Annotated in this window: 21 protein-coding genes; 11 read left to right on the top strand and 10 right to left on the bottom strand. The window is 68.5% G+C overall.

Features of this window, described 5'->3' with window-relative positions; translation table 11 throughout:
• Window positions 1-209 precede the first annotated feature (209 nt).
• Window positions 210-1064, top strand: a complete 855-nt coding sequence (locus DDW44_RS14895; RefSeq protein ID WP_108906747.1) for a GNAT family N-acetyltransferase — start codon at window positions 210-212, stop codon at window positions 1062-1064.
• Between the two features lie 129 nt (window positions 1065-1193).
• Here DDW44_RS14895 and DDW44_RS14900 read toward each other — a convergent pair whose 3' ends face one another.
• On the bottom strand, window positions 1194-2411 hold the full coding sequence (locus DDW44_RS14900; RefSeq protein WP_108906748.1) for an MFS transporter: 1218 nt from the start codon (window positions 2409-2411) through the stop codon (window positions 1194-1196).
• 171 nt (window positions 2412-2582) lie between these two features.
• Between DDW44_RS14900 and DDW44_RS14905 the strand changes: the two genes are divergently transcribed.
• Together DDW44_RS14905 and DDW44_RS14910 are read left to right on the top strand one after the other, a co-directional pair.
• On the top strand, window positions 2583-3074 hold the full coding sequence (locus DDW44_RS14905) for a MarR family winged helix-turn-helix transcriptional regulator (protein WP_017946307.1): 492 nt from the start codon (window positions 2583-2585) through the stop codon (window positions 3072-3074).
• Window positions 3075-3120: 46 nt separating this feature from the next.
• Window positions 3121-3573 (top strand): GNAT family N-acetyltransferase, encoded by a 453-nt coding sequence (locus tag DDW44_RS14910; protein WP_108906749.1) that lies wholly within the window; start codon window positions 3121-3123, stop codon window positions 3571-3573.
• Window positions 3574-3857: 284 nt separating this feature from the next.
• On the opposite strand, the gene DDW44_RS14915 is transcribed toward DDW44_RS14910, so the two are convergent.
• Together DDW44_RS14915 and dnaB are read right to left on the bottom strand one after the other, a co-directional pair.
• A complete protein-coding gene (locus DDW44_RS14915) occupies window positions 3858-5240 on the bottom strand; it encodes a serine hydrolase domain-containing protein (protein WP_108906750.1) in 1383 nt (460 codons plus the stop codon).
• Window positions 5241-5512: 272 nt separating this feature from the next.
• On the bottom strand, window positions 5513-7000 hold the full coding sequence (dnaB, locus tag DDW44_RS14920; RefSeq protein ID WP_108906751.1) for a replicative DNA helicase: 1488 nt from the start codon (window positions 6998-7000) through the stop codon (window positions 5513-5515).
• 424 nt (window positions 7001-7424) lie between these two features.
• Here dnaB and DDW44_RS14925 point away from each other — a divergent pair, with 424 nt between their 5' ends.
• On the top strand, window positions 7425-8762 hold the full coding sequence (locus tag DDW44_RS14925; RefSeq protein ID WP_108906752.1) for an MATE family efflux transporter: 1338 nt from the start codon (window positions 7425-7427) through the stop codon (window positions 8760-8762).
• Window positions 8763-8913: 151 nt separating this feature from the next.
• Here DDW44_RS14925 and rplI read toward each other — a convergent pair whose 3' ends face one another.
• The 4 genes from rplI to rpsF all read right to left on the bottom strand — a co-directional run bounded on the left by rplI (window position 8914) and on the right by rpsF (window position 10622).
• Complete coding sequence (gene rplI / locus DDW44_RS14930) at window positions 8914-9360, bottom strand: 50S ribosomal protein L9 (RefSeq protein WP_018890661.1); 447 nt, start codon at window positions 9358-9360, stop codon at window positions 8914-8916.
• Between the two features lie 18 nt (window positions 9361-9378).
• Window positions 9379-9615, bottom strand: coding sequence for a 30S ribosomal protein S18 (gene rpsR / locus DDW44_RS14935; protein WP_003949403.1), 237 nt, complete (start codon window positions 9613-9615; stop codon window positions 9379-9381).
• A 56-nt stretch (window positions 9616-9671) separates the two neighbouring features.
• A complete protein-coding gene (locus DDW44_RS14940) occupies window positions 9672-10259 on the bottom strand; it encodes a single-stranded DNA-binding protein (RefSeq protein ID WP_018890662.1) in 588 nt (195 codons plus the stop codon).
• A gap of 72 nt (window positions 10260-10331) precedes the next feature.
• On the bottom strand, window positions 10332-10622 hold the full coding sequence (gene rpsF / locus DDW44_RS14945) for a 30S ribosomal protein S6 (RefSeq protein ID WP_017946316.1): 291 nt from the start codon (window positions 10620-10622) through the stop codon (window positions 10332-10334).
• A gap of 296 nt (window positions 10623-10918) precedes the next feature.
• Here rpsF and DDW44_RS14950 point away from each other — a divergent pair, with 296 nt between their 5' ends.
• The 3 genes from DDW44_RS14950 to DDW44_RS14960 all read left to right on the top strand — a co-directional run bounded on the left by DDW44_RS14950 (window position 10919) and on the right by DDW44_RS14960 (window position 13569).
• Window positions 10919-11233 (top strand): hypothetical protein, encoded by a 315-nt coding sequence (locus DDW44_RS14950; protein WP_026165036.1) that lies wholly within the window; start codon window positions 10919-10921, stop codon window positions 11231-11233.
• A 108-nt stretch (window positions 11234-11341) separates the two neighbouring features.
• Window positions 11342-12460, top strand: a complete 1119-nt coding sequence (locus tag DDW44_RS14955) for a lipid II:glycine glycyltransferase FemX (protein ID WP_027734080.1) — start codon at window positions 11342-11344, stop codon at window positions 12458-12460.
• A 77-nt stretch (window positions 12461-12537) separates the two neighbouring features.
• Window positions 12538-13569, top strand: a complete 1032-nt coding sequence (locus DDW44_RS14960) for an alanine racemase (protein WP_017946319.1) — start codon at window positions 12538-12540, stop codon at window positions 13567-13569.
• Window positions 13570-13645: 76 nt separating this feature from the next.
• Here DDW44_RS14960 and DDW44_RS14965 read toward each other — a convergent pair whose 3' ends face one another.
• Both DDW44_RS14965 and DDW44_RS14970 read right to left on the bottom strand, forming a co-directional pair.
• Window positions 13646-15139: a glycosyltransferase family 87 protein gene (locus DDW44_RS14965; RefSeq protein WP_108906753.1), complete on the bottom strand. Its 1494-nt coding sequence runs from the start codon at window positions 15137-15139 to the stop codon at window positions 13646-13648.
• A gap of 138 nt (window positions 15140-15277) precedes the next feature.
• The gene (locus DDW44_RS14970; protein WP_108906754.1) at window positions 15278-18016 is read right to left on the bottom strand and encodes a transglycosylase domain-containing protein; all 2739 of its coding nucleotides are present in this window, start codon (window positions 18014-18016) and stop codon (window positions 15278-15280) included.
• Window positions 18017-18377: 361 nt separating this feature from the next.
• Between DDW44_RS14970 and DDW44_RS14975 the strand changes: the two genes are divergently transcribed.
• The 3 genes from DDW44_RS14975 to DDW44_RS14985 all read left to right on the top strand — a co-directional run bounded on the left by DDW44_RS14975 (window position 18378) and on the right by DDW44_RS14985 (window position 21607).
• Entirely contained in the window at window positions 18378-19097 is a 720-nt protein-coding gene (locus DDW44_RS14975; RefSeq protein ID WP_017946322.1) for a PadR family transcriptional regulator, read from the top strand.
• 47 nt (window positions 19098-19144) lie between these two features.
• Entirely contained in the window at window positions 19145-20227 is a 1083-nt protein-coding gene (locus DDW44_RS14980; RefSeq protein WP_027734076.1) for an inositol-3-phosphate synthase, read from the top strand.
• A gap of 96 nt (window positions 20228-20323) precedes the next feature.
• On the top strand, window positions 20324-21607 hold the full coding sequence (locus tag DDW44_RS14985; RefSeq protein ID WP_108906755.1) for an MFS transporter: 1284 nt from the start codon (window positions 20324-20326) through the stop codon (window positions 21605-21607).
• A 74-nt stretch (window positions 21608-21681) separates the two neighbouring features.
• Here DDW44_RS14985 and DDW44_RS14990 read toward each other — a convergent pair whose 3' ends face one another.
• Window positions 21682-23148 carry a CCA tRNA nucleotidyltransferase gene (locus tag DDW44_RS14990; protein ID WP_108906756.1) on the bottom strand — a complete coding sequence of 489 codons (1467 nt, stop codon included), beginning with the start codon at window positions 23146-23148 and terminating at the stop codon, window positions 21682-21684.
• Window positions 23149-23330: 182 nt separating this feature from the next.
• Here DDW44_RS14990 and DDW44_RS14995 point away from each other — a divergent pair, with 182 nt between their 5' ends.
• Window positions 23331-25646, top strand: a complete 2316-nt coding sequence (locus DDW44_RS14995; protein ID WP_026281785.1) for a DUF6049 family protein — start codon at window positions 23331-23333, stop codon at window positions 25644-25646.
• The last annotated feature ends 22 nt before the right edge of the window (window positions 25647-25668 follow it).

Here is a 25668-nt window from a genome sequence, read left to right on the forward strand (position 1 = left end):
GTTCACCGGCTTCCGGTGAAGGGAGAGTCATCGGCCGGTGCGCCGACATGCACCGGGGCCGATGGGTGCGCCCGCTCCCCTCGATACACCTGAAGACGACCCCTGCACGGTGTTTCACGTGAAACCACGGGAACGCGGCGGCCTTGGGGGCCGGGCCACTTCCGCGAAAGCACTGGACGGAAGATCACCCCGTCAGAGAGCCTGACCTCATGCCAACTCCGCTCACCGAGCTCCCCATCCGGCGTCTGACCACTGCGGACCTGCACTCCTGCGCCGACCTGTCGGAGGACCGGGGTTGGCCGCGCGAAGAGCACAAGTGGGGTCTTCTGCTCGCGGCAGGCGTGGGGTACGGCATCGACGACCCGGACACCAAGGGCCTCGTCGCGGGATGCGTGGTCACCTCGTACGGCCCGGAACTGTCCGCCGTCGGCATGGTGCTCGTGGCCGAGCGGTACGCCCGGCAGGGAGTCGGACGTCGGCTGATGCGGCATGTACTCACCGAGGCCGGTGGTACTCCCCTGACGCTGCATGCCACACCGAACGGGCAGTCGCTCTACGAGGAACTGGGCTTCGCCCATGCCGGCCGCGCCGAGATGGTCCGCGGCCGCTTCCACCTCTCCGGTCCGGCGCCCCGGGGCGCGACCCGCCCGGCCACGGCGGAGGACCTCCCGGCGATCCTCCGCCTGGACGCCGACGTGTTCGGCGTCGACCGGACGCATATGCTCGCCCGACTCCCCGCCTTCGCCGACCAGCTGAGGGTCGCCGAGGCCGACGGTGCGCTCACGGGCTACGCGGCCGCCTGGCCGAACATGGAGACCCTGGTCGTCGGCCCGCTGATCGCACGGGACACCGAGACGGCCAAGTCTCTGATCGTCTCACTCGCCGCGAGGACGGAACGTCCCCTGCGTACGGACATCGACGTGCGGCACCAGGAACTGCTCGCATGGGTGAAGGCGAGCGGCCTCGAGCCGATCGCCTTCAACGCGGTGATGCTCCGCGGCACGCCCGCGCTCCCGGGGGACTGGACTCGCCGCTTCGCCCCGCTGACCGTAGCGGCGGGCTGAGCCCGTAGGGGCGGTTCGCGCACCGACCCGCTGCCGGTTCCGCCGGACCGACGGCCCAGCGGGGAAGGAGTCTCCGACGAGGCACGGCCGGAGCACGGTCCTGCTCGGGTACGCGCCCCGCCGATGACGTCACTGACGGGCAGCGGCGACCGGGGCGGGCACGGACATGGCTGAACCGGCGACCACCCGGCTGCCCCTGCGGACACCCCGGCGCTCCAGTGCACCGGAGAGCACCGCCAGCGCCAGCGCGGACCCGGCGAGCAGCGCACCCACCCAGTTCGGGGCCGTGAAACCGAGACCGGCGGCGATGACCACGCCACCGAGCCAGGCGGCGAGGGCGTTACCGAGGTTGAAGGCGCCGATGTTGACCGCCGAGGCCAGTGTGGGTGCACCCGATGCCTGGTCGAGAACCCGCTTCTGAAGCGGCGGCACCGTGGCGGAGCCCAGCCCTCCGACGAGCACGATCGTGACGGCCGCCGCGAGCTTGTGGTGGGCGGTGAAGGTGAACAGCGCCAGCATCAGCGCGAGGGCTCCGAGCGAGACGTACAGAAGGGGCATCAGCGCCCGGTCGGCGTACTTCCCGCCGATCAGGTTGCCGCCGACCATGCCCAGGCCGAAGAGCACCAGCAGCCAGGTCACGGAGGCATCGGCGAAGCCGGCGACCTCGGTCATCATCGGCGCGATATAGGTGATCGAAGCGAACACGCCACCGAACCCGAGCACCGTCATCGCCATGGCCAGCAGTACCTGCACATTACGGAATGCGGCCACCTCGTGGCGCAGCCGAACCCCCTCGGGCCTGGGCTGCTCCGGTACCAGCAGGGCGATGCCGGCGAGCCCCAGCACCCCGAGCCCGGCCACGGCCAGGAACGTGGCCCTCCAGCCGATGCTCTGCCCGATCAAGGTGCCCAGCGGGACGCCGACGACGTTGGCGACGGTCAGACCGGTGAACATCATCGCGATCGCACCCGCCTTCTTCCCCGGGGCCACCAGGTCGGCCGCGATGACCGAGCCGATGCCGAAGAAGGCGCCTTGGGCGAGCGAGGCCACTACACGGCCGGCCAGCATGAGACCGAAGACGGGGGCGAGCGCCGAGAGCACGTTACCCACGATGAAGAACCCCATCAGCACCATCAGCATCCGTTTGCGGGGCACCTTGGTACCGAGGACGGTCATCAGCGGTGCACCCAGGACCACACCGAGGGCGTAGCCGGTCACAAGGAGGCCGGCGGTGGGGATCGACACCTGGAAGTCGTCCGCGACCTCAGGCAGCAAGCCCATGATCACGAATTCGGTGGTGCCGATACCGAATGCCCCGATGGCGAGGGCGAGGAGGGCGAGCGGCATGGGGTCTACCTTCAGACGGTTGCACTTGCGCTTTACAAGCGTCCACAATAATTGCAGACGCGTTTGATTGCAAACGCTGGCTATTGCAGTGGTCGTCTATCCTGGGGGTCGGGCCACTCAGCAGGCCGAGGGCACCGGCCGCACAGACGCTCCTGGACGGAGGACGGATCGATGACAGCGACGGACCCGGCACTCACCGCGCTCGCCCAGAGCTGGTGCGCCCTCTCCCTGCTGCACGGCAGGATCGAGGGCCATATCGAGCGAACCCTTCAGACGCATCACGATCTGAGCGTGCGGGAGTACTCACTGCTGGACGTGCTCAGCCGGCAGCACAGCGGCCCCGGAGGCCACCTCCAGATGAAGCAGGTCGCCGATGCCGTCCTGCTCAGTCAGAGCGCTACCACACGCCTCGTCACCAGGCTCGAGGATCGAGGGCTGCTCAGCCGCTATCTGTGCGACACCGACCGCCGCGGCATCTACACCGATGTCACGGAAGCCGGCCTTGCGCTGCTCGCAGCGGCTCGGCCGACGAACGACCGTGCGCTGCGCGAGGCGCTCGACGAGGCAGCGAAGGACCCCGATCTGGCTCCCCTGGTCCGGGCCGTCGAGCAGCTGAGGATTCCGGCGTCCCCGGTTCCGGCGCCGGCCAGCGTCTCCGCGTGAAGTTTCGGCCGCTGCTCCGCCGTTCGGGACGCATAGGCTGCGGATCATGAACGATCTGCTGATACGGCCCGCATCCCGCTCCGATGTCCCTGCGATCATGGCTATGCTCGCCGACGATCCGCTGGGCGCGCAACGCGAATCACCCGACGACCCGACTCCCTACCTGGCTGCGTTCGAGCGGCTTGCGGCAGACCCGAATCAGCACCTCGTGGTGGCGGAGCGGGGCAGCCGGACCGTCGGCACCCTGCAACTGACCATGATTCCCGGGCTGTCCCGCCGCGGCGCCACCCGCTCGATCATCGAGGCGGTGCGGATCCATGCCGACGAGCGAGGCAGCGGGCTCGGCACCCGGCTCATCGAATGGGCGGTCGAGGAATCACGCCGGCAGGGCTGTCTGCTCGTCCAGCTGACGTCCGACGTCTCCCGCACCGACGCGCACCGCTTCTACGAGCGTCTGGGCTTCGAGGCGTCACACGTCGGTTTCAAGCGCGTCCTCTGAATGTTCCCGCAGGCCCTTGTCACCCTCGTACCCCTCTCCGCCGGCCTCCGCCACCGGAGTCCACTGCCCGATCCAGCCGGGACGCTCGGGCCGCGGCCGAGGTGAGGCCACCCGACCGCCGGAGGCCGCCGAGCGGGCGGGGACCCCTCCCACTCCGGTAGGCCTGGTGAACACGAGTCGGCCAGCTGAGCCTACGGCGGCCGTTTCACGTGAAACGGCCGCCGTGCGCGGAAGCACGGTGTGCGCCTCGAGTGGAGCGCCGGACCACGGCGCCGGGAGCTGATTCACAGAGGCAGAGCGCCCCACCCTCGATCGTCCACGCCCCCGGGTACCCCACCGGCCGGATCGTACGGCTCCCGGGTGAAGACGAAGGAGCCCAGGTCGAGATGGACCAGCCGGCCCTCCGGGCAGTGCACCGCGCGCAGGGTTTCCCCTGCGAAGTAGCCGTCCAGCCCGGCCCATGTCCCGTCGGGGCGGGCCCGGAACCGTGAACCTCGGCCGTGGCCCGACAACGGGTACAGCTCCAGCCCCCGGTCCGCCACGAGCTTCAGCCGGAAGGCGGAGGTGCCCCAGTACCAAGCGCCTGTCAGGTTCAACAGGGCTTCGTCCACTTCCGGCATCGGACGCCACGGCTCCGGGAACCGAGGCTCGGCGTCCACCACGATGCGGACGAGATCCGCCGCCACGACGGCCGGCAGTGGCCCTGACGTCGCGTTGGCGAGCACCACCGCGGCCACCCCCTCCTCCGCGTCCGCCCAGAGGCAGGCGACGAATCCCGGGAGCGATCCGGTGTGTCCGATGAGCGTACGTCCGCTTCTCCGGACGATCTGCAGGCCGAGGCCGTAGGTACTGTCCCACTCCCCGGGCTCCGAAGGCGCGGACGCCGTCCGCATCTCGCGCACGGAGTCGGCGCCCAGCACGCGTTCATCACCTTGGAGAAGGAATGCGGCGAACCGGCCGAGGTCGGCGGCCGTCGACCAGAGTTGACCGGCCGGGGCCATCAGCCCGAGATCCACAGCCGGTTCGTGCATCACCGCGTCCGCCCATGGATGTACCGCCCATCCACTCGCATGAGGGACCTGGGGTGCACAGCTCGTACGGCGCATGCCGAGCGGCTCAAGGAGTTCGTTCCGCAGAACCTCCTCCCATGGCCTTCCGCGCACCGCCGCGATCAGCGAACCCAGCAGGGTGTATCCGGTGTTGGAGTAGTGGTGGCGGCGACCGGCGGGATGGAGCAGGGGCCGCTCGCCGAGCACATCGGCGAGCCCGGGGCGAAGCGATCCGGGCGTGCGCTCCCACCATGGAGCCGGGCTCTCGGCCGCAAGTCCCGCACTGTGGCACAGAAGTTGGGCAATGGTCACCTCGCCCACACCAGTGCCGGATAGGTGCTTGTCCAGGGGGTCGCTCAGATCGAGCAGCCCTGCGTCGCGCAGCCTCAGCACCAGCACGGCGGTGAACGTCTTGGTGAGGGAGCCGATGCGGTACTGGGTGTCCGCATCCGGTACGTCGTCCTCGGTGCAGCTGCGCGCCCCGCTCCATACCAGCCGTCCGCCCCTCACGACCGCCCCGACGAGCGAGGGGGCCCGGCCCTCGGACTGGGCGACGGCAACACGGTGCAGCAGGGCCCGTGCCGTGCTGGGCAGCAGCGTTTCATGCGGTGAGATCATGAACCAGATCTATCCGACTTCCAGGCGAGGGTCGACCGCACCCCTCGGTGAGCTCGTGCAGGGTCTCGCGGTGGGCATCCTGCGCCGCCGGCGCTGTGCCCTGGACGTTGATCCGCCGGATCAACGGACCTGCTCCTTTCCGCTGTGTCTCACGGCGTGGCGGAAGGGTTCCGTCTCACGGCGGTGGCATTTCCTATCCCCTGTCCTATTGGTCACTCGATGGACATCACCGGTGCGAAAAGACACGCGATCTGGGATCCCACAGCGGTTCCTCAGGTCTGCGCCATGTCCACAAAGCGCGAGTAGTGGCCCTGGAACGCGACCGTGATGGTGGCCGTCGGGCCGTTTCGGTGCTTGGCCACGATCAGGTCCGCCTCGCCCGCGCGAGGCGATTCCTTCTCGTAGGCGTCCTCGCGGTGCAGCAGGATCACCATGTCGGCGTCCTGCTCGATGGAGCCCGACTCACGCAGGTCGGAGACCATCGGCTTCTTGTCCGTACGCTGCTCGGGACCACGGTTCAGCTGCGAGAGGGCGATCACCGGGACCTCCAGCTCCTTGGCGAGCAGCTTGAGGTTTCGGGACATGTCCGAGACCTCTTGCTGACGGCTCTCGGCCCGCTTGGAGCCACCGGACTGCATCAGCTGCAGATAGTCGATGACGACGAGCTTCAGATCGTTGCGCTGCTTGAGGCGCCGGCACTTCGCACGAATCTCCATCATCGACAGGTTCGGGGAGTCGTCGATGTAGAGCGGCGCCTGGGAGACATCGGGCATCCGGCGTGCGAGCCGGGTCCAGTCCTCGTCCGTCATCGTGCCGGAGCGCATGTGGTGCAGGGCGACGCGTGCCTCTGCGGACAGCAGGCGCATCGCGATCTCGTTGCGCCCCATCTCGAGGGAGAAGATCACGCTGGGCAGGTTGTTCTTGATCGATGCCGCTCTCGCGAAGTCGAGCGCCAGCGTCGACTTACCCATGGCGGGACGAGCCGCGATGACGATCATCTGGCCGGGGTGCAGACCGTTGGTGAGTGAGTCGAAGTCGGTGAACCCGGTCGGGACCCCGGTCATCTCGCCGCTGCGGGAGCCGATCGCCTCGATCTCGTCGAGCGCTCCCTCCATGATCTCCCCCAGCGGCAGATAGTCCTCGCTGGTGCGCTGCTCGGTGACCGCGTAGATCTCGGCCTGCGCCGAGTTCACGATCTCGTCCACGTCGCCGTCCGCCGCATACCCCATCTGCGTGATGCGCGTGCCCGCCTCGACCAGGCGCCGCAGGACGGCGCGCTCGTGCACGATCTCCGCGTAGTACGAGGCGTTCGCGGCCGTCGGGACGGACTGGACGAGAGTGTGGAGATAGGAGGCGCCGCCGACTCGGGTGATCTCTCCCCGCTTGGTCAGCTCGGCGGCGACGGTGATGGGGTCGGCGGGCTCACCCTTGGCATAGAGGTCGAGGATCGCCTGATAGACGGTCTCGTGCGCGGGCCGGTAGAAGTCGCGGCCCTTGATGATCTCGACGACATCGGCGATGGCGTCCTTGGACAGCAGCATGCCGCCGAGGACGGACTGCTCGGCATCGAGATCCTGCGGGGGAACGCGCTCGAAGCCCGGGGAGCCGTCGTCCCAGGCAACGCTCTCCCTGCCTCGCTCGTGCTGCTCCTCGCGGGCGCCGCGTCCCCGGCCCTCCCCTCGCCGGGGGCGGGAGACGGGCAGACGGTCACCCGGACCGATGTCGGTCCAGGGCTCGTCCAGGGGCTCGGGAACACTCACCGGCCGCCTCCTCCCGTCCGCTCCGCGGACCTCTGCGTGGCACTCTTTTTAGGACACGGCACTGACAACACGAGCGGCCCGATTCCGCTTCGCGGCACATCGGGCGCCGGTCCACCGTAGGGCCGTGGGCACCGTCAGCCAATCTGGTTATCCACAGGCCGTGTGGACGACGGAGCCGATGCTGTGGAGAACTCCCCGGATCCTGTGCACGGAGCGGGGGACAGCACTGTGGACAACGTCATAGACCTCAGCCGACACCCACTCTGACCTGCACGTCTTCCATCCACTGGCTGTGGGGGAGAAAAATTTCCCCGGCTGGATCAAGATCAGAACAAACGGCGCACAGGAGAAGCCTCGTCCCACCATTTGGTAAGGATCACAGGCAGCTTGCATCTCTTACCTGTGGAAGATTAGATTGGCGCTCATGACACAGGCCCCCGCGGCGTCCAGATCCAGCCGCCGTCGACATGATCGCGAGATCATCACGCTTGCCGTCCCCGCCTTCGGAGCACTCGTCGCGGAGCCACTGTTCGTGATGGTCGACAGCGCGATCGTCGGGCATCTCGGCACCCCGCAACTCGCCGGACTCGGGATCGCTGCCGCGCTGCTGATGACGGCAGTCAGTGTCTTCGTCTTCCTCGCCTACGCCACCACCGCCGCGGTCGCGCGCCGAGTGGGCGCCGGGGATCTGGGCTCTGCGATCCGCCAGGGCATGGACGGCATCTGGCTGGCCCTGCTGCTCGGCATCGCGGTCGTCGCCGTCATGCTCCCCGCGGCACCATGGCTGGTGGAGATCTTCGGAGCCTCCGGCACCGCGGCCCCGTATGCCGTCACCTATCTGCGCATCTCGAGTATCGGCATCCCCGCCATGCTCATGGTCATGGCCGCCACCGGCGTACTGCGCGGACTCCAGGACACCCGTACCCCCCTCTATGTGGCGATCGGTGGCTTCGCCGCGAACGCAGCCCTCAACCTGGGCCTCGTCTACGGGGCCGGGCTCGGCATAGCGGGCTCTGCCTGGGGCACGGTCATGGCCCAGTGCGGAATGGCCGCTGTCTACCTGGTCGTGGTGGTTCGCGGCGCATGTCGTCACGGCGCCTCCCTGAGGCCGAACGCCGGAGGCATACGGGCGAGTGCCCAGGCAGGTGTGCCGCTGCTGGTCCGTACGCTCTCCCTGCGAGCCGTGCTGCTCATCGCCACCGCCGTAGCCGCCCGTCTCGGTGACACCAGCATCGCCGCGCACCAGATCATCCTCGCCCTCTGGAGCTTCACGGCCTTCGCCCTGGACGCGATCGCCATCGCCGGCCAGGCCATCATCGGGCGCTATCTCGGCGCCGACGACCCCGCGGGTGCCCGTGCCGCGTGCCGCCGCATGATCGAGTGGGGTATCGGCTCGGGCGTAGGGCTCGGACTGCTGATCGTACTGGCGCGTCCAATCCTCATCCCCCTCTTCACCAGCGATCCCGCCGTCGAGGCCACTCTGCTGCCGGCACTGCTGGTGGTGGCCCTCACTCAGCCCGTCGCAGGCGTGGTGTTCGTCCTCGACGGTGTGCTGATGGGCGCCGGTGACGGCCCCTATCTGGCCGGAGCCATGCTCGTCACCCTCATGGTCTTCACGCCGGCCGCGCTCCTGGTGCCGCCTTTCGGCGGCGGCCTCACCGCACTCTGGTGGGCCATGGCCCTGATGATGACGGTTCGCATGGCCACTCTGGGGCTGCGAGTCCGCTCCGGACGCTGGGTCGTCACGGGGGCAACCCGCTGACGAGCCGGTTTCACGTGAAACACCCTGCGCGCCCGTCGCCACCGCCCAACGATGCCGAAGACGCTCCACGGCGGTCGGGCAACGTGCCGGAGCAGCAAGAGGGCCGCACCCATCGGGTGCGGCCCTCTCATGCCGTTCTGCGGGCAGTCGCTCAGGCGGCGACGACCTCGACGCCGAGCTTCGCGGCGACCTCGGGGTGCAGACGCACAGAGATCTGGTGCGAGCCCAGGGTCTTGATCGGCGAACCGAGCTCGACGCGGCGCTTGTCCACCTCGGGGCCACCTGCGGCCTTGATCGCCGAAGCGATGTCGGCCGGGGTGACGGATCCGAACAGGCGGCCGGCGTCGCCGGAGCGAACGGCCAGACGCACCTTCACGCCCTCGAGACGGGCCTTGATCTCGTTGGCCTGCTCGATGGTCGCGATCTCGTGGATCTTGCGCGCGCGGCGGATCTGCTCGACGTCCTTCTCGCCACCCTTGGTCCAGCGGATCGCGAAACCGCGCGGGACCAGGTAGTTGCGAGCGTAGCCGTCCTTCACGTCGACGACGTCGCCGGCAGCGCCGAGGCCGGAGACCTCGTGGGTAAGGATGATCTTCATGCTTCGGTCACCCTTTCCTTAGCGCGCGGTGGACGTGTAGGGCAGCAGCGCCATCTCACGGCTGTTCTTGACTGCCGTGGCGACGTCACGCTGGTGCTGCGTGCAGTTGCCGGTCACGCGGCGGGCACGGATCTTGCCGCGGTCGGAAATGAACTTCCGCAGCATGTTCGTGTCCTTGTAGTCCACGTACGTGACCTTGTCCTTGCAGAAAGCGCAGACCTTCTTCTTCGGCTTGCGCACAGGCGGCTTCGCCATGGTGTTTCTCCTGTGTGATCAAGAAGTGGGGGTACGAGCTCCCCGGGGACCTGCCCCTAGAAGGGAGGCTCGTCCGAGTAGCCGCCGCCGGAGCCGGAGCCGGAGCCACCGCCCCAGCCGCCACCGCCGCCGCCCTGCTGCTGGCCGCCGGCCGGCGCGCTGGTGGCCCAGGGATCGTCGGCGGGAGCACCGCCGCCACCCTGCTGCTGACCACCGCCGGGACCGCCGCCCCAGCCGCCGCCCTGCTGGCCACCGCCGTAGCCGCCCTGGCCACCGCGGCCGGTGGTCTTGGTGACCTTGGCCGTGGCGTTCTTGAGGCTGGGGCCGACTTCCTCGACGTCCAGCTCGAAGACCGTGCGCTTGACTCCCTCGCGGTCCTCGTAGGACCGCTGCTTCAGCCGGCCCTGCACGACGACGCGCATGCCTCGCTGGAGCGACTCGGCGACGTTCTCCGCCGCCTGACGCCAGACGGAGCAGGTGAGGAACAGGCTCTCGCCGTCCTTCCACTCGTTGGTCTGACGGTCGAAGGTGCGGGGGGTGGACGCGACGCGGAACTTCGCGACCGCCGCACCGGACGGGGTGAAGCGCAGCTCGGGGTCGTCGACGAGATTGCCGACGACCGTGATGACGGTCTCGCCTGCCATGGGTGAACCTCTCGGCGGGATTGCTTCTGGCTGCTTGCTGCTACTCGAGCCCTATGCCCTCTGAGCAGGTGCTCAGTGGGTCTCGGGGCGGAGGACCTTGGTCCGGAGGACCGACTCGTTCAGGCTCATCTGGCGGTCGAGCTCCTTGACGACCGCAGGCTCGGCCTGCAGGTCGATGACCGAGTAGATGCCCTCGGGCTTCTTCTTGATCTCGTAAGCGAGACGACGACGGCCCCAGGTGTCGACCTTCTCGACCTTTCCGTTGGCCTCACGGACGACGGAGAGGAAGTTCTCGATCAGCGGGGAGACAGCACGCTCCTCGAGATCGGGGTCGAGGATGACCATCACCTCGTAGTGACGCATGTGGAACCCACCTCCTTTGGACTCAGCGGCCACGGTCGTTCCGTGGCAGGAGGGTCGTGATGCGTTGAGCATCGATGCCTACGCAGTAAACCAGGCGGCACTGACAACCGGACCCGCCATCGGTTGGGAGAGCGGGGTACCGAGTGCTGGCCTGGGCAGACACCGGTGCAGACGGTACACAGTACCCGCACACCCGCTTCCGGTTGAAATCCGGCGGCCCTCCACCGCACCCTGTACGCATCGGGTGTGGGCGGCGTCACAGTGCGCCGCCCTCCGGGAATGCCAGGAGGTGCTTCATGGCGCAACCGCAACCAAACCCCACCGGCTCTCTCCTCGCCACGGACGGCAAGCCCCATCCACGCCAGGACGCCCTGATGGTCGCGACCCTGGTCCTGGGTGCGGTGGCGTTCGTGGCGGCGCAGTTCCACCACCTGCATCTGCTCAGCTCCTGGACCGGACTCATCGGAATCCTCACGGGCGCATACGGCCAGTTCATCTCGGCGACCACCCGGGAACGCTTCCTGCTGGTCATCGGACTGGGGGCCGCTGCCATCGGCTTCTTCCTCGGAATGGCGCAGGGCGGGCTCTTCGGAGGCCTGATCGGCTTCTAGTACTCGTCCCCCCGCAGCCACGCGGGGCGCTTCCCCGGCCCAGTAGGCTTCGGCGCGAGAGCCGGAGCCCCTGACCCATGGGGACACACCAGCCGAGGAGCGCCCCGCATGAGCCTGACCCTGAGGACCATCAGCCGAGAGCAGCATCTGGCGTACATCCAGAGCCTGCCTTCGGCGAGTCACTGCCAGGTCCCGGCGTGGGCGGACGTCAAGACCGAATGGCGTTCCGAGAACCTCGGCTGGTTCGACAGGAACGATCAGCTCGTCGGCGTCGGCCTCGTGCTGTACCGCCAGCTCCCCAAGATCAAGCGGTACCTGGCCTATCTGCCCGAGGGCCCGGTGATCAACTGGAACGCCCCCAACCTGGACGACTGGCTCCAGCCGATGCTGGCGCACCTCAAGAGCCAGGGCGCCTTCTCCGTGAAGATGGGCCCGCCCGTCGTGATCCGGCGCTGGGACGCCACGGCGATCAAGGCGGGCATCCAGGACCCGGACGTGAAGCGCCTGCGCGACGTGGAGGCGACGCACATCGAGCCCCGCGCCTTCGAGGTCGCGGACCGGCTCCGCAAGATGGGCTGGCAGCAGGGCGAGGACGGCGGCGCCGGCTTCGGCGACGTGCAGCCGCGGTACGTCTACCAGGTGCCCCTGGCCAACCGGTCGCTGGACGATGTGCTCAAGGGCTTCAACCAGTTGTGGCGGCGCAACATCAAGAAGGCCGAGAAGGCCGGTGTCGAGGTCGTCCAGGGCGGCTACGAGGACCTGGCCGAGTGGCAGCGGCTCTACGAGATCACCGCCGAGCGCGACCGCTTCCGGCCCCGCCCGCTCTCGTACTTCCAGCGCATGTGGACGGTCCTGAACTCGGAGGACCCCAACCGCATGCGTCTCTACTTCGCCCGGCACAACGGAGTGAACCTCTCGGCGGCGACGATGCTCGTCGTCGGCGGCCACGTCTGGTACTCGTACGGGGCCTCCGACAACATCGGCCGCGAGGTACGGCCCTCCAACGCGATGCAGTGGCGGATGCTGCGGGACGCCTACGCCATGGGCGCCACCGTCTACGACCTGCGCGGCATCAGCGACTCGCTCGACGAGTCCGACCACCTCTTCGGGCTGATCCAGTTCAAGGTGGGCACCGGCGGAGAGGCCGTCGAGTACGTCGGCGAATGGGACTTCCCGCTCAACAAGGTGCTGCACAAGGCTCTCGACATCTACATGTCGCGCCGCTGATCCTTCCGTAGCCTCCCTTCAGCCCCTCTTCGCAGCTCTGACACACCGCCGCCACCAGAAAGGTTCCGGACCCGGCCATGGCGCTCTCCCTGTACGTCGACACCACCCGCTGGCGGGCGCACCAGAAGTCCGTGATCGACCAGTTCCCGGGACTCGTTCCGGTCTGCAAGGGCAACGGCTACGGGTTCGGCCACGAGCGTCTCGCCGAGGAGGTGACCCGCTTCGGCGCGGACATGCTCGCCGTGGGCACCACCTACGAGGCCGCGCGGATCAAGGACTGGTTCGGCGGCGACCTCCTCGTGCTCACCCCCTTCCGCCGCGGTGAGGAGCCGGTACCGCTTCCCGACCGGGTCATCCGCTCGGTCTCGTCCGTCGACGGGGTGCACGCCCTGGTCGGGGCGCGGGTCGTCATCGAGTGCATGAGCTCGATGAGACGGCACGGCGTCTCGGAGCACGACCTCCACCAGCTGCACTCCGCGATCGAGGACGTGCGGCTGGAGGGCTTCGCCCTGCATCTGCCCCTGGACCGTACCGACGGCTCCGACGCGGTGGAGGAGGTCATCGGCTGGATGGACCGGCTGCGGACCGCACGGCTGCCGCTGCACACCATGTTCGTGAGCCACCTGAGGGCCGACGAACTCGCCCGGCTCCAGCAGCAGTTCCCGCAGACCCGGTTCCGCGCCCGGATCGGCACCCGGCTCTGGCTCGGCGACCACGAGGCGACCGAGTACCGGGGGGCCGTCCTCGACGTGACCCGCGTCGCCAGAGGCGAACGCTTCGGGTACCGCCAGCAGAAGGCGGCCTCGGACGGCTGGCTGGTGGTCGTCGCGGGCGGCACCTCGCACGGTGTGGGCCTGGAGGCCCCCAAGGCGCTGCACGGCGTCATGCCGCGGGCCAAGGGTGTCGCCCGGGCCGGCCTGGCGACCGTCAACCGCAACCTGTCGCCGTTCGTCTGGGCGGGCAAGCAGCGGTGGTTCGCGGAGCCCCCGCACATGCAGGTCTCCATCCTCTTCGTCCCCGCCGACTCGCACGAGCCGAAGGTCGGCGACGAGCTGGTGGCGCACCTGCGCCACACCACCACCCAGTTCGACCGCCTCGTCGACCGCTGACCCCGTCGGTACCGCGACGTTCGGGACCCGGGGCACGGATGGCAGGGCCGCACACCGGGACCGGGTGCGGGGCCGGTCAGCCGGCCGCCGGGCCGGTCGTCCCCCACTCCACCCGCGGGCCCTCCACGGCGTGCGCCGCATGCCGCGGCGGGTGTGCTGCCCCACCGAGTACGAAGACGTCCGGTGCCCGGTCCAGAACGCCACCGGACGGGTCGTCCGAACCGTCCTGCCGCACCACGTCACGCTCGGGCATGAGAACGTCCCGCACGACCACGGCGCACAGATAGAGCGTCCCCAGCAGGTGCAGGGCGATCGCCAGCTGGTAGCCCTCCGGTGGAAGGCCCTGGTGCTTGTCCCCGCTCGTCGTGTAGGCGAGGTACATCCAGATGCCCAGGAAGTACACGACCTCGCAGGCCTGCCAGATGAGGAAGTCCCGCCAGCGCGGTCTGGCCAGCGCGGCGAGGGGGATGAGCCACAGCACGTACTGCGGCGAGTAGACCTTGTTGGTGAGGACGAACGCCGCCACGACGAGGAAGGCGAGCTGCGCGAACCGCGGCCTGCGCGGGGCGGTGAGGGCCAGCCCCGCGATGCCCGCGCAGGCCAGCAGCATCAGAGCCGTCGCATAGGTGTTGACCGTGCCGACCTCGATCGACTCGCCCGTGCGCTGCGTGATGATCAGCCAGAAGGATCCGAAGTCGACCTGCCGCTCCTGACTGAAGGTGTAGAACTTCTTCCACCCCTCGGGCGCGAGCAGCATCACCGGCAGATTCACCGCGAGCCAGGCCCCCGCCGCGCCCAGAAAGGCCGTCCCGTACTCCCGGTATCTGCCGGCCCGCCAGCACAGCACCAGCAGGGGGCCCAGCAGGAGCAGCGGATACAGCTTGGCCGCCGTGGCGAGCCCGATGAGGATGCCGAAGGCCAGGGCGCGCCCCCGTGACCACATGAGCATCGCCGCCGCGGTGAGGGCGACCGCCAGAAGGTCCCAGTTGATGGTGGCGGTGAGGGCGAACGCGGGTGCCAGGGCCACCAGCAGTCCGTCCCACGGCCTGCGCCGATGGGTCCGCGCGACGCACACGGCGATGATCGCGGCACAGATCATCAGCATGCCCGCGTTGACCATCCAGTAGAGCTGCTCGCGATGCTGGACCGAGCCGCCGGACGGCGTGAGCCATGCGGCGACCTGCATGAACAGTCCCGTCAGCACGGGGTACTCGAGGTACTCCATGTCGCCGTCCAGCCGGTCGAAGTAGGGCACCAGGCCGTCGGCGAAACCGCGGCCCAGGAACAGATGCGGGATGTCGGAGTAGCAGGCGTGCGTGTACTGCGAGCTGGTGCCCCGGAACCACGCCCAGTCGTAGCACGGGATCTTCTGCACCATGCCGAGTGCGAACATCCCGATGGCCACCAGGACGACGACTCTCACGGGTGTGAGCCGGCTGGCTCCGACCCGTGCCCAGCGGCCGAGCGGGCCCCCGATCAGCTCACTGCCGGCAGCCGCGATCTCGTCCCTCTGGGTGGGACTGACCTGCGGCTCGTCGTGCTGAGGCATCGTCTTCTCCGGGCTCGGCATGGAGCACATCCTGCCGTACGGGGCCGCGCCCCGTACGGCCTGTGGACAACGGCCTGTGGACAACGGCGAGGGCCGCGGCACCGGAGACGTCCTCCGGGCACCGCGGCCCTCTCGATGTACGTGCCGGCGGGCCGGCGGTCAGCCTTCCGGTCCGCCCAGCCAGCCGCCGCCGTTTCCGGTTCCCTGTGAGCCGTTGGCGCCGCCGTTGCCGCTGCCGCCTGTCGGCGCTGGTGGACTGGTCGTCACACCCCCGTCCGTGGCACCGCCGTCCGTGGTGCCCGTGTCGGCCCCGCCGTTGGTCGGATCACCGTCCTGACCGGCGGTCGGGTCGCAGGTCCAGTCGAACCGGTTGCAGGACTCCGAGGGCTTCGGGCTCTCCGACGGCGTCTCGGAGGGAGTCTCCGACGGCGTCTCCGAAGGAGTCTCGGACGGCGTCGGGGACGGCGTCGGCTCGGGGCTGCTGAGCCCGCCGCCGTAGACGGCTTCGGCCCCGAGGGGCTCGGGCTCGGGGAAGCGCTCGACCTCGGTGCCCTTGAGCGCCTGCTCCATGTAGTCGTGCCAGATCTCGGACGGGAACGACGAACCGTGGATCTTCTGCTGACCGCCCGTTCCGAACATCTCCAGGAACTTCCGGTTCTTGTTCTCCGCGTTGTCGTCCATCCGGTACATGTCGATGGCGGTCGCCAGCTGGGGCGTGTAACCGACGAACCACGCCGACTTGTTGCCGTCGGTGGTACCGGTCTTGCCGGCGACGTCACGGCCCGGGAGGCGGGCGTTGCGGCCCGTGCCCTCGGGGTCCTCGACGACGTCCCTCAGCACGTCGGTGATGTTGCTGGACACCGCCGAGGAGAACTTCCGCTCCGAGCTGTCCTCGTGCTTGAAGATCACCTGGCCGCGGTGCTCCACCTTCGTCACCGAGTACGGCTCGCGCTGCTCCCCGTTGGCGGCGAAGGTGGCGTAGGCGCCGGCCATCCGGATCGCACTGGGGTCGGAGATGCCGATCGAGAAGGACGGGACATCGGCCTCGATCAGAGAGTCCTCGCGCAGACCGGCGTCCAGCGCCGCCTGGCGCACCTTGTCGATGCCGACGTCCATGCCCAGCTGGACGAAGGGGGAGTTGGCGGAGTGGATCATTGCTTCGCGCAGGGTGATGTCCTTGTACGACTCGTCACCGTCGTTGCGCTGCAGCCACTCCTCGCCCTTCTCGTTCTGCCAGACGCTGCCGTTGTACTTCTTGATCTTGAGCTTGTTGACGCCGTTGTACCGGCTCTTGTCCGGGTCGACGATCCTGCGCTCCTCCGGGCCCTGGACGGGTCCGGAGTTCGGGTCGCGCACACCGTCCCGCATCGCCGCGGCGAGCACGAACGGCTTGAAGGTCGAGCCGACCTGGGCACCGGTCTTGTCCGCGTTGTTGGTGAAGTGCTTCGTGGCGTCCTCGCCGCCGTAGATGGCGACGATCGCCCCGGTCCTGGGGTTCACCGAGGCGCCGCCGAACTGGACGTGGGTGTCCGTCTCCGGGCGCTTCTTCGCGTCGATGTGCTTCTTGCGGACGTCCTCGACGGCCTTGGTCAGCTTCTCGACCTTCTTCCGGTCGAAGGTCGTGTGGATCTCGTAGCCGCCCTTGGCGAGGTGCTCGGCGGTGATGCCCTGGTCGTTGTTGTTGATGAAGTAGGCCTTGGCGAGGTCGACCAGATATCCGGTCTGCCCGCTGAGCTGAGCGTTCTTCTTCGGCTTGTCGGGCATCGGGAACTTCGCGACGGCCTTCGCGTGCTCCTCGGCGGTCAGGTGCCCGTCCTTGCGCATCTCGCCGAGGATCCACGTCCAGCGCTTGGTGGCGCGCTCGGTGTTGGCCTTGGGGGTGGCCCTGGAGTCGATCTCCGTCGCACCGGCCGGGTCGTAGTACGTCGCGCCCTTGAGGAGCGAGGCGAGGAAGGCGCACTGGCTCGCGTTGAGCTCCTTGGCGTTCACCCCGTAGTAGGTGCGGGCGGCGGCCTGGATGCCGTAGGCGCCGCGCCCGTAGTACGACGTGTTGAGGTAGCCCTCCATGATCTTCGGCTTCTGCAGCTCGGTGCCGACCTTCATGGAGATGAAGAGTTCCTTGACCTTGCGGCTCAGGGTCTGCGACTGGTCGCCCAGCATGGCGTTCTTCACGAACTGCTGCGTGATGGTCGAGCCGCCCTGGGTCTGTCCGCCCTTGGCCATGTTGACCACGGCTCGCGCGATGCCCGCCGGGTCGATGCCCTTGTCCGTATGGAACGTCTTGTTCTCGGCCGAGATCACCGCGTTCTGCATATGGGAGGGGATGTTGTCGATCGAGACGATCTGCCGGTTGACCTCGCCCCCGGTCGCGGCCAGCTGCGACCCGTCGGCGTAGTAGTAGACGTTGTTCTGAGCCGCGGCCGCCTTGTTCTGGTCGGGGACCTCGACCACCGCGTACGCGATGGTGCCGGCGGTCATCAGGCTGCCGAGGAAGGCGAGGCAGAGACCGGCCACGAGCTTCCACGACGGCACCCAGCGGCGCCAGCCGTACTTGTCGTGGCGCGGGTAGTCGATCAGCCGCTTCCGGCCGGGGCCCTCGCCCCGGCCGCGGCCCGGTCCTCCCGGACCTCCGGTGCCTCGCCGGCCACCGCCGTGGCCTCCGATCCCGGCACCGCCTGCCTCGGAGGCCCTTCTGCGGCCGCCCCCGGCACGCTGGGCGGCGCGCCGGGCCGCGGCCCGGCCTTCGTAGGGCCGCTCCTCTCCGTGTGCGGCGGAGGGAGAGCTGGTGCTTGCGCCCCGGGCTGCGCGGCGGCCAGTCGGAGACTGCTGGGCGGCGCGCCGGGCCGCGGCACGTCCGCCGCCTTCGGGCTGCGGCGGCTTGCGACGGTGCTCGCTCATCGAACGACTACTCCTCGAGCAGGCGCGAACGCCTGGAAGCGGCAGTGGAAATCCGGTCCCCCCGACATCAATACGGACCAGCCCGACGGAGGGCTCATCCGCAATGCATCCAGGACCAGGACGCCTCCTGGTGTCACACGGTTCCCGGTGGTCTGCATGGCGCACAGACTACGCACGAACAAAAACCCCTCAGAGGTCTGTTTCACCCCAAATGACGCAAGTCACTTGCTGCGAATTGACGATGTGACGCCGGTCACAAAGCCCCCACTTGTCGCAGCAGAATCGTCGCTCTATCGTCTTGATGTATCGACTCGATACATCAGCACGGCATAAGCATCCCGGAAGGCAGAGGAGGCGATCGATGAGCCGGCGCTCCGGCATCCTCGAGTTCGCCGTCCTCGGCCTGCTCCGTGAGGCCCCGATGCACGGGTACGAGCTGCGCAAGCGGCTCAACACCTCGCTGGGCATCTTCCGGGCCTTCAGCTACGGGACCCTCTACCCCTGCCTCAAGACGCTGGTCGCCAACGGCTGGCTGATCGAGGAGCCGGGCAGCGCTCCCGAGGACGCCCTCGCCGCCTCACTCGCGGGGCGCCGAGCCAAGATCGTTTACCGGTTGACGGCGGACGGCAAGGAGCACTTCGAGGAGCTCCTCTCCCACACCGGCCCCGACACCTGGGAGGACGAGCACTTCGCGGCCCGCTTCGCCTTCTTCGGCCAGACGGAGCGCGATGTGCGGATGCGGGTGCTGGAAGGCCGGCGCAGCCGGCTCGAGGAGCGCCTGGAGAAGATGCGCGCCTCCCTCGCCCGCACGCGCGAGCGTCTCGACGACTACACGCTGGAGCTGCAACGGCACGGCATGGAGTCCGTCGAGCGCGAGGTGCGCTGGCTGAACGAACTCATCGAGAGCGAGCGGGCGGGGCGGGACCAGCGACGGTCCATGGCCACCGGGGAAGCCGCTCGGCAGGACAACACATCTGGAGAGTCGGGCGGCCTGCCCCGGCACGGGGACGAAGCGTCCCCGCGGGGCGCCGCCCCGCGGCGCCCCGACCCGCCGGATCCGTCCGAAGACACCACCAACTGAGACCCCGCAGCAGGGTCTCGCACGAGAACACACAGGGAGCAGCCGGAATGGGTTCGGTTCGCGTAGCCATCGTCGGCGTGGGCAACTGCGCCGCCTCGCTGGTGCAGGGCGTCGAGTACTACAAGGACGCAGACCCGGGCACCAAGGTGCCGGGTCTGATGCACGTCCAGTTCGGCGACTACCACGTCCGTGACGTCGAGTTCGTCGCCGCCTTCGATGTCGACGCGAAGAAGGTCGGGCTCGACCTCGCGGACGCCATCGGTGCCAGCGAGAACAACACCATCAAGATCTGCGACGTACCGTCCACCGGTGTGACCGTCCAGCGCGGCCACACCCTCGACGGCCTCGGCAAGTACTACCGCGAGACCATCGAGGAGTCCGCCGAGGCCCCGGTCGATGTCGTCCAGGTCCTCAAGGACAAGCAGGTCGACGTGCTCGTCTGCTACCTGCCGGTCGGCTCCGAGGACGCCGCCAAGTTCTACGCCCAGTGCGCCATCGACGCCAAGGTCGGGTTCGTCAACGCCCTCCCGGTGTTCATCGCGGGCACCAAGGAGTGGGCCGACAAGTTCACCGCCGCCGGTGTGCCGATCGTCGGTGACGACATCAAGTCGCAGGTGGGCGCCACCATCACCCACCGGGTGATGGCGAAGCTCTTCGAGGACCGGGGCGTCATCCTGGACCGCACGATGCAGCTGAACGTCGGCGGCAACATGGACTTCAAGAACATGCTCGAGCGCGAGCGCCTGGAGTCCAAGAAGATCTCCAAGACGCAGGCCGTCACTTCGCAGATCCCCGACCGTGAGCTCGGCGAGAAGAACGTCCACATCGGCCCGTCCGACTACGTCGCCTGGCTGGACGACCGCAAGTGGGCCTATGTGCGTCTGGAGGGCCGCGCCTTCGGTGACGTCCCGCTGAATCTCGAGTACAAGCTCGAGGTCTGGGACTCCCCGAACTCCGCCGGAGTCATCATCGACGCCCTGCGCGCCGCGAAGATCGCCAAGGACCGCGGCATCGGTGGTCCGATCCTCTCCGCGTCCTCCTACTTCATGAAGTCCCCGCCGGTCCAGTACTTCGACGACGAGGCCCGCGCGAACGTCGAGAAGTTCATCAAGGGCGAGGTCGAGCGCTAGTTCGGCACGGGGCCGCGCCTTCCGCGTTCCCGTCTTCCGGAGAGAGTCCCCGTGGCAGCTGCCCGGGGACTCTCTCCGTATGTGACGCTTGCCCACATGCCCGTCGTACGTGATCTGCGCGTACTCCTGCGCCTGACGAACTTCCGCCGTCTGCTCGCCGTACGGCTGCTGTCGCAGTCGGCCGACGGTGTGTACCAGGTGGCGCTCGCCACGTACGTCGTCTTCTCCCCGGAGAGACAGGCCACTGCCGGCGCCATCGCGGCCGCGATGGCGGTGCTGCTTCTGCCGTACTCCCTCATCGGTCCGTTCGCCGGCGTGCTCCTGGACCGATGGCCGCGCCGGCAGGTCTTCCTCTACGGAAACCTCCTGCGAGCCGCACTCGCCTGCTGTACGGCCGTGCTGATGCTCGCAGCCGTCCCCGACTGGCTGTTCTACGCTTCCGCGCTCTGTGTCACAGCGGTCAACCGCTTTGTGCTGGCGGGACTCTCAGCGGCGCTTCCGCGGGTCGTGGACGAGCAGCGGCTCGTCATGGCCAACTCCCTCTCACCGACCGCGGGCACCATCGCGGCCACTGCCGGTGGTGGCCTTGCGTTCGCCGTACGCATCACCGCTTCCGACTCGGACGTGGTCGTCGTGCTGCTGGGCGCAGCCCTCTATCTCTGCGCGGCTCTGGCGTCGCTTCGTATGAGCCGTGAACTCCTCGGCCCTGATCGTGAGCTGCTCCAGCCGCACCTCGCCGCCGCCCTGGCCTCGACCGCCCGCGGCCTCGTCAGTGGACTGCGCCATCTGGCGGAGCGGCGCTCCGCTGCCCGCGCACTGGCCGCGATGACCATGCTGCGCTTCTGCTACGGCGCATTGACCGTGATGGTCCTCATGCTCTCCCGGTACACCTGGTCCGAGACGGAGTCCGAGGGCCTGAGGCTTCTCGCCCTGGCCGTGGCCCTCTCCGGTGCCGGGTTCTTCGCGGCCGCGGCCGTCACGCCCTGGGGAGTCGGCCAGGTCGGCCCGTACGGATGGATGGCGATCCTCGCAGGCGCCGCGAGCCTCCTGGAACCGGCCCTGGGGCTCACCTTCGCTCCGGTTCCGATCCTCATTGCCGCATTCACCCTCGGGCTGGTCACCCAAGGGTCCAAGATCGTGACAGATACGGTCGTGCAGACCGCCATCGACGACGGGTTCCGCGGCCGTGTCTTCTCCCTCTACGACATGCTCTTCAACGCCTCCTTCGTGGGCGCCGCCGGGGTGACTGCCGTGATGCTCCCGCCGGACGGGCGATCCGTCCCCTTGATCGCCATGCTGGCCGCGATCTACGGCCTGAGCGCCGCGGCGCTTCTACGCTGGCGCCGCACCGAAGGAGAGCCAGGAGAAAGGCACGGGTGATGTTTCACGTGAAACATCACCCGTCACCTCGTGAAGCGGAGCATGTTTCACGTGAAACATGCTCCGCTTCAGGGTCAGCCCTGAGCCGCCCACCACTCCTTCAGAGCCGCCACCGCGTCGGCGTGCTCCATCGGCCCGTTCTCGAGCCGCAGATCGAGCAGGAACGCATACGCCTTGCCGATCACAGGTCCCGGACCGACCCCCAGGATCTCCATGATCTGGTTGCCGTCCAGGTCCGGCCGGATGGCGTCCAGCTGCTCCCGCTCCTGGAGCTGGGCGATTCGCTGCTCCAGCTCGTCGTAGGTACGGGACAGGGCGCTCGCCTTCTTCTTGTTGCGCGTGGTGCAATCGGAGCGGGTCAGCTTGTGCAGGCGCCCGAGTAGCGGCCCGGCGTCCCTCACATAGCGGCGCACCGCCGAGTCGGTCCACTCGCCGCTGCCGTACCCATGGAAGCGCAAATGCAGCTCTACAAGCCGGGCGACGTCCTTGACCGTGTCGTTTGAGTACTTGAGCGCCGTAAGCCGCTTCTTGGTCATCTTGGCGCCCACCACTTCGTGGTGGTGGAAAGATACACGGCCGTCCAGCTCGAAGCGCCGGGTCCTCGGCTTGCCGATGTCATGGAGGAGCGCTGCGAGGCGCAGGACGAGGTCCGGCCCCTCCTCCTCCAGGGCGATGGCCTGCTCCAGCACGATCAGTGAATGCTCGTACACGTCCTTGTGCCGGTGGTGCTCGTCACTCTCCAGCCGCAGCGCCGGAAGTTCCGGGAGGAAGCGACCGGCGAGCCCCGTATCGACGAGCAGCGCCAGGCCCTTGCGGGGGTTCGGAGCGAGGATCAGCTTGCTGAACTCGTCACGGACCCGCTCGGCCGAAACGATGTCGATGCGATCGGCCATCTCCGTCATCGCGGTGACGACCTCGGGTGCGACCTCGAAGTCGAGCTGCGCGGCGAACCGCGCCGCCCGCAGCATGCGCAAGGGATCATCGGAGAACGAATCCTCCGGGGCCCCCGGGGTGCGCAGCACCCGCGAGGCAAGGTGCTGCAACCCTCCGTGAGGGTCGATGAACTCCTTCTCCGGGAGGGCGACGGCCATCGCGTTCACGGTGAAGTCGCGACGGACCAGGTCTTCCTCGATCGAGTCACCGTAGGAGACCTCCGGCTTCCGCGAGGTCCGGTCGTATGCCTCGGAACGGTAGGTCGTGATTTCGATCTGGAAGCGCTGAACGCCGTCCCCGACCCGGCCGTCCTTCTGGCAGCCGACCGTACCGAACGCGATTCCCACTTCCCACACGGAGTCCGCCCAGGGGCGGACGATCTTCAGAACGTCCTCTGGGCGGGCATCGGTCGTGAAGTCGAGGTCATTGCCGAGCCGCCCGAGCAACGCGTCCCGCACGGAGCCGCCGACCAGCGCCAGACGGAATCCGGCATCCTGGAATCGACGGGCGAGATCATCGGCAACCGGGGACACGCGCAGCAGCTCGCTCACGGCACGGCGCTGCGCCTGGCTCAGTTCGGTGAGGTTGTCTTCGTTGGCGTTCGGCACAACAGAAAAGGGTACGTGCACCGTGCGGCCCGCGGCTCCCCCGTTTCCCGCATGCCGACATCGCATGCCGGCACCCTTCCGATCATGTGGAGCAGTCCCGAGCACTCGGTCACAGCGCACCTCGTTACCATGCGGGGACGCACCCAGCGAACGGCAAGAGACGACGAGGGACGGACGAGCGCGTGGCCAAGGCGGCACAATTCCGGGGGACGGGTATTTCTCCTGCCCGCCGGCGGTTGCGGCGCGCAGCCGCACTCCTGGCGGGAACCCCCTTGCTCGCGGGTCTGCTGTCTCTGCCGGCGGCCCCCGTCGCGGCGGCCGCGAGCGGCGCCGACACCGTCGATGTCGCACTGAACAGCCTCTCTCCCAGCGCCCCTGTGAAGGACGACACGCTCACCATCTCGGGCACCGTCACCAACAAGGGCAAGGACGCCGTCACGGACGCCGAGGTCGAGCTGCGCGTCGGACCGCGCCTGCCGGGCCGTCCGGGCATCGACGAGGCAGCGAAAGCCACCGGCTACACCCCGGGCTCCGACGCCAAGGCGCTCGGCAGCCCCTACCGCGTCACGATCGACCGGCTGGCCACCGGGATCAGCGAGGACTTCACCCTGACCGTCCCGGTCGACAAGCTCGATCTGGACAGCGCAGGGGTCTACCAGCTCGGCGTGTCCCTCACCGGCCGGACTGCCGGCGACACCTACGACCAGGTACTCGGCATCGAGCGCACCTTCCTCCCCTGGCAGCCCGAGCCCGCGGGCAAGAGGACCCAGCTCACCTTCCTCTGGCCACTGATCTCCACCACCCACCTGTCGGCGGAGACCGGCTCGGACGAGCAGCAGACCCCGGTCTTCGAGAACGACGCACTGGCGGCGGAGCTCGCGGCCGGGGGCCGCCTGGAGCAGTTGGTGTCCCTCGGCAGCCGGCTCCCCATCACCTGGGTCATCGACCCGGATCTGCTCGCCACCGTCGATGCGATGACCCGGAGCTACGAGGTCAGAACGGAGACGGGTGACACGGTCCCGGGCCGCAACCAGGCCGTGGCCAAGCGATGGCTGAGCTCCCTCGAGAAGGCGGTCCAAGACCGCCCGGTCGTCGCCCTTCCGTTCGCTGACCCGGACCTGGCGTCCCTCGCCCACCGCGGCAAGGACGTCTCCGGCTCGCTCAGCCACCTGCAGCCGGCGACAGCGGTTGCCGAAACGACGGTGGAGACCATCCTCCATGTGAAGCCGTCGACGGACTTCGCCTGGCCCGTTGAGGGCGCCATCGATCCGTCGATCGTCGATGTCGCCACCTCGGCCGGCGCCCACAACATCATCGCCCGCAGCGACAGCCTCAAGGAGACCGGATCGGTCTCCTACACGCCGTCGGCCGCCCGGCCCATCGGCGGCGGCACGACGGCCGTGGTCGCGGACGCACGGCTCTCCAAGGCCTTCTACGGCGACCTCAGCAAGGCCGGTGCCTCCACCCGCGCGATTCAGCAGTTCCTGGCCCAGTCGCTGGCTCTCACTCATCAGGCGCCGAACGCCCAGCGCAGCATCGTGGTCGCCCCTCAGCGGATGCCCACGGCAGGCCAGGCACAGACCATGGCGAAAGCGATCCAGGGGCTGGCCGACCAGCGCTGGACCCAGCCGCTGGACCTGATCGGGGCCTCGGAGGCCAGGCCCGACCCGGACGCCACGACCCGGGTGCCGGCCGCATCCCAGTACCCGAAGAACCTCAGGGCCCGCGAGCTGCCCGTCCAGACCTTCCAGGACATCAAGAGCACGCAGGAGACCCTGGACAACTTCAAGGTCATCCTCACGTCCCCCGACCGGGTCGTGACACCGTTCGGCAACGCGATCAACCGCGAGATGTCCACGTCCTGGCGCGGCAAGGCGGGGGTGGCCGCCCAGTACCGCAATGGTGTGCAGAGCTATCTGAAGGACCTCACCACCGAGGTGCGACTGATCCAGAAGTCGGCCCTGACCCTGTCCGGCCGCAGCGCCACCATCCCCGTGACGGTGCAGAACAAGCTGGTTCAGGGCGTCGACAACCTGGTCCTCCGGCTGAAGTCCTCCAATCCGACCCGGCTGAAACTCGATGACGGCAGCGTGGTCGCCGAACAGCCCATCAAGATCGACGGCGGGCACAGCCAGTCGGTGAAATTCGCGGCGGACGCCAACGCCAACGGTCCGGTGCAGGTCACAGCCCAGCTGTACACGGAGGACGGCAAGCTCTACGGCGGGCCGATGACCTTCACGGTCAAGGCTTCCGAGATCACTCCGACCGTGATGCTCGTCATCGCCGGGGGTGTGCTCCTGCTCGTCCTGGCAGGCGTCAGGATGTACACCCAACGCAAGCGGGCGGCGGCCCGCGATGCCGCCGCCGCGGGCGAGGCGGGTGATGAGAGCCGCGAGCGTGCGGTGCCCGGCGCCTCGGAGCAGCCGAGTGACCCGACACCGGACACCGCCCCGGAAAGCGCCGACCCGTCGGGTGCGGGTGAGAAGGTGGACCGTTGAGCGATGTCATGGCCGGCGGCCG

Source organism: Streptomyces tirandamycinicus (assembly GCF_003097515.1).
In the GTDB taxonomy this organism is placed as follows: domain Bacteria; phylum Actinomycetota; class Actinomycetes; order Streptomycetales; family Streptomycetaceae; genus Streptomyces; species Streptomyces tirandamycinicus.

Excerpts from the sequence above, each read along its gene's own strand:
- DDW44_RS14900 (WP_108906748.1), bottom strand. The coding sequence starts at position 2,411 with ATGCCGCTCGCCCTCCTCGCCCTCGCCATCGGGGCATTCGGTATCGGC.
- DDW44_RS14960 (WP_017946319.1), top strand. The coding sequence starts at position 12,538 with ATGGCGCTCTCCCTGTACGTCGACACCACCCGCTGGCGGGCGCACCAG.
- rpsR (WP_003949403.1), bottom strand. The coding sequence starts at position 9,615 with ATGGCGAAGCCGCCTGTGCGCAAGCCGAAGAAGAAGGTCTGCGCTTTC.
- DDW44_RS14965 (WP_108906753.1), bottom strand. The coding sequence starts at position 15,139 with ATGCCGAGCCCGGAGAAGACGATGCCTCAGCACGACGAGCCGCAGGTC.
- DDW44_RS14970 (WP_108906754.1), bottom strand. The coding sequence starts at position 18,016 with ATGAGCGAGCACCGTCGCAAGCCGCCGCAGCCCGAAGGCGGCGGACGT.
- DDW44_RS14910 (WP_108906749.1), top strand. The coding sequence starts at position 3,121 with ATGAACGATCTGCTGATACGGCCCGCATCCCGCTCCGATGTCCCTGCG.
- DDW44_RS14975 (WP_017946322.1), top strand. The coding sequence starts at position 18,378 with ATGAGCCGGCGCTCCGGCATCCTCGAGTTCGCCGTCCTCGGCCTGCTC.
- DDW44_RS14980 (WP_027734076.1), top strand. The coding sequence starts at position 19,145 with ATGGGTTCGGTTCGCGTAGCCATCGTCGGCGTGGGCAACTGCGCCGCC.
- DDW44_RS14985 (WP_108906755.1), top strand. The coding sequence starts at position 20,324 with ATGCCCGTCGTACGTGATCTGCGCGTACTCCTGCGCCTGACGAACTTC.
- DDW44_RS14950 (WP_026165036.1), top strand. The coding sequence starts at position 10,919 with ATGGCGCAACCGCAACCAAACCCCACCGGCTCTCTCCTCGCCACGGAC.
- DDW44_RS14940 (WP_018890662.1), bottom strand. The coding sequence starts at position 10,259 with ATGGCAGGCGAGACCGTCATCACGGTCGTCGGCAATCTCGTCGACGAC.
- DDW44_RS14905 (WP_017946307.1), top strand. The coding sequence starts at position 2,583 with ATGACAGCGACGGACCCGGCACTCACCGCGCTCGCCCAGAGCTGGTGC.
- rpsF (WP_017946316.1), bottom strand. The coding sequence starts at position 10,622 with ATGCGTCACTACGAGGTGATGGTCATCCTCGACCCCGATCTCGAGGAG.
- DDW44_RS14925 (WP_108906752.1), top strand. The coding sequence starts at position 7,425 with ATGACACAGGCCCCCGCGGCGTCCAGATCCAGCCGCCGTCGACATGAT.
- DDW44_RS14955 (WP_027734080.1), top strand. The coding sequence starts at position 11,342 with ATGAGCCTGACCCTGAGGACCATCAGCCGAGAGCAGCATCTGGCGTAC.
- DDW44_RS14895 (WP_108906747.1), top strand. The coding sequence starts at position 210 with ATGCCAACTCCGCTCACCGAGCTCCCCATCCGGCGTCTGACCACTGCG.
- rplI (WP_018890661.1), bottom strand. The coding sequence starts at position 9,360 with ATGAAGATCATCCTTACCCACGAGGTCTCCGGCCTCGGCGCTGCCGGC.
- DDW44_RS14915 (WP_108906750.1), bottom strand. The coding sequence starts at position 5,240 with ATGATCTCACCGCATGAAACGCTGCTGCCCAGCACGGCACGGGCCCTG.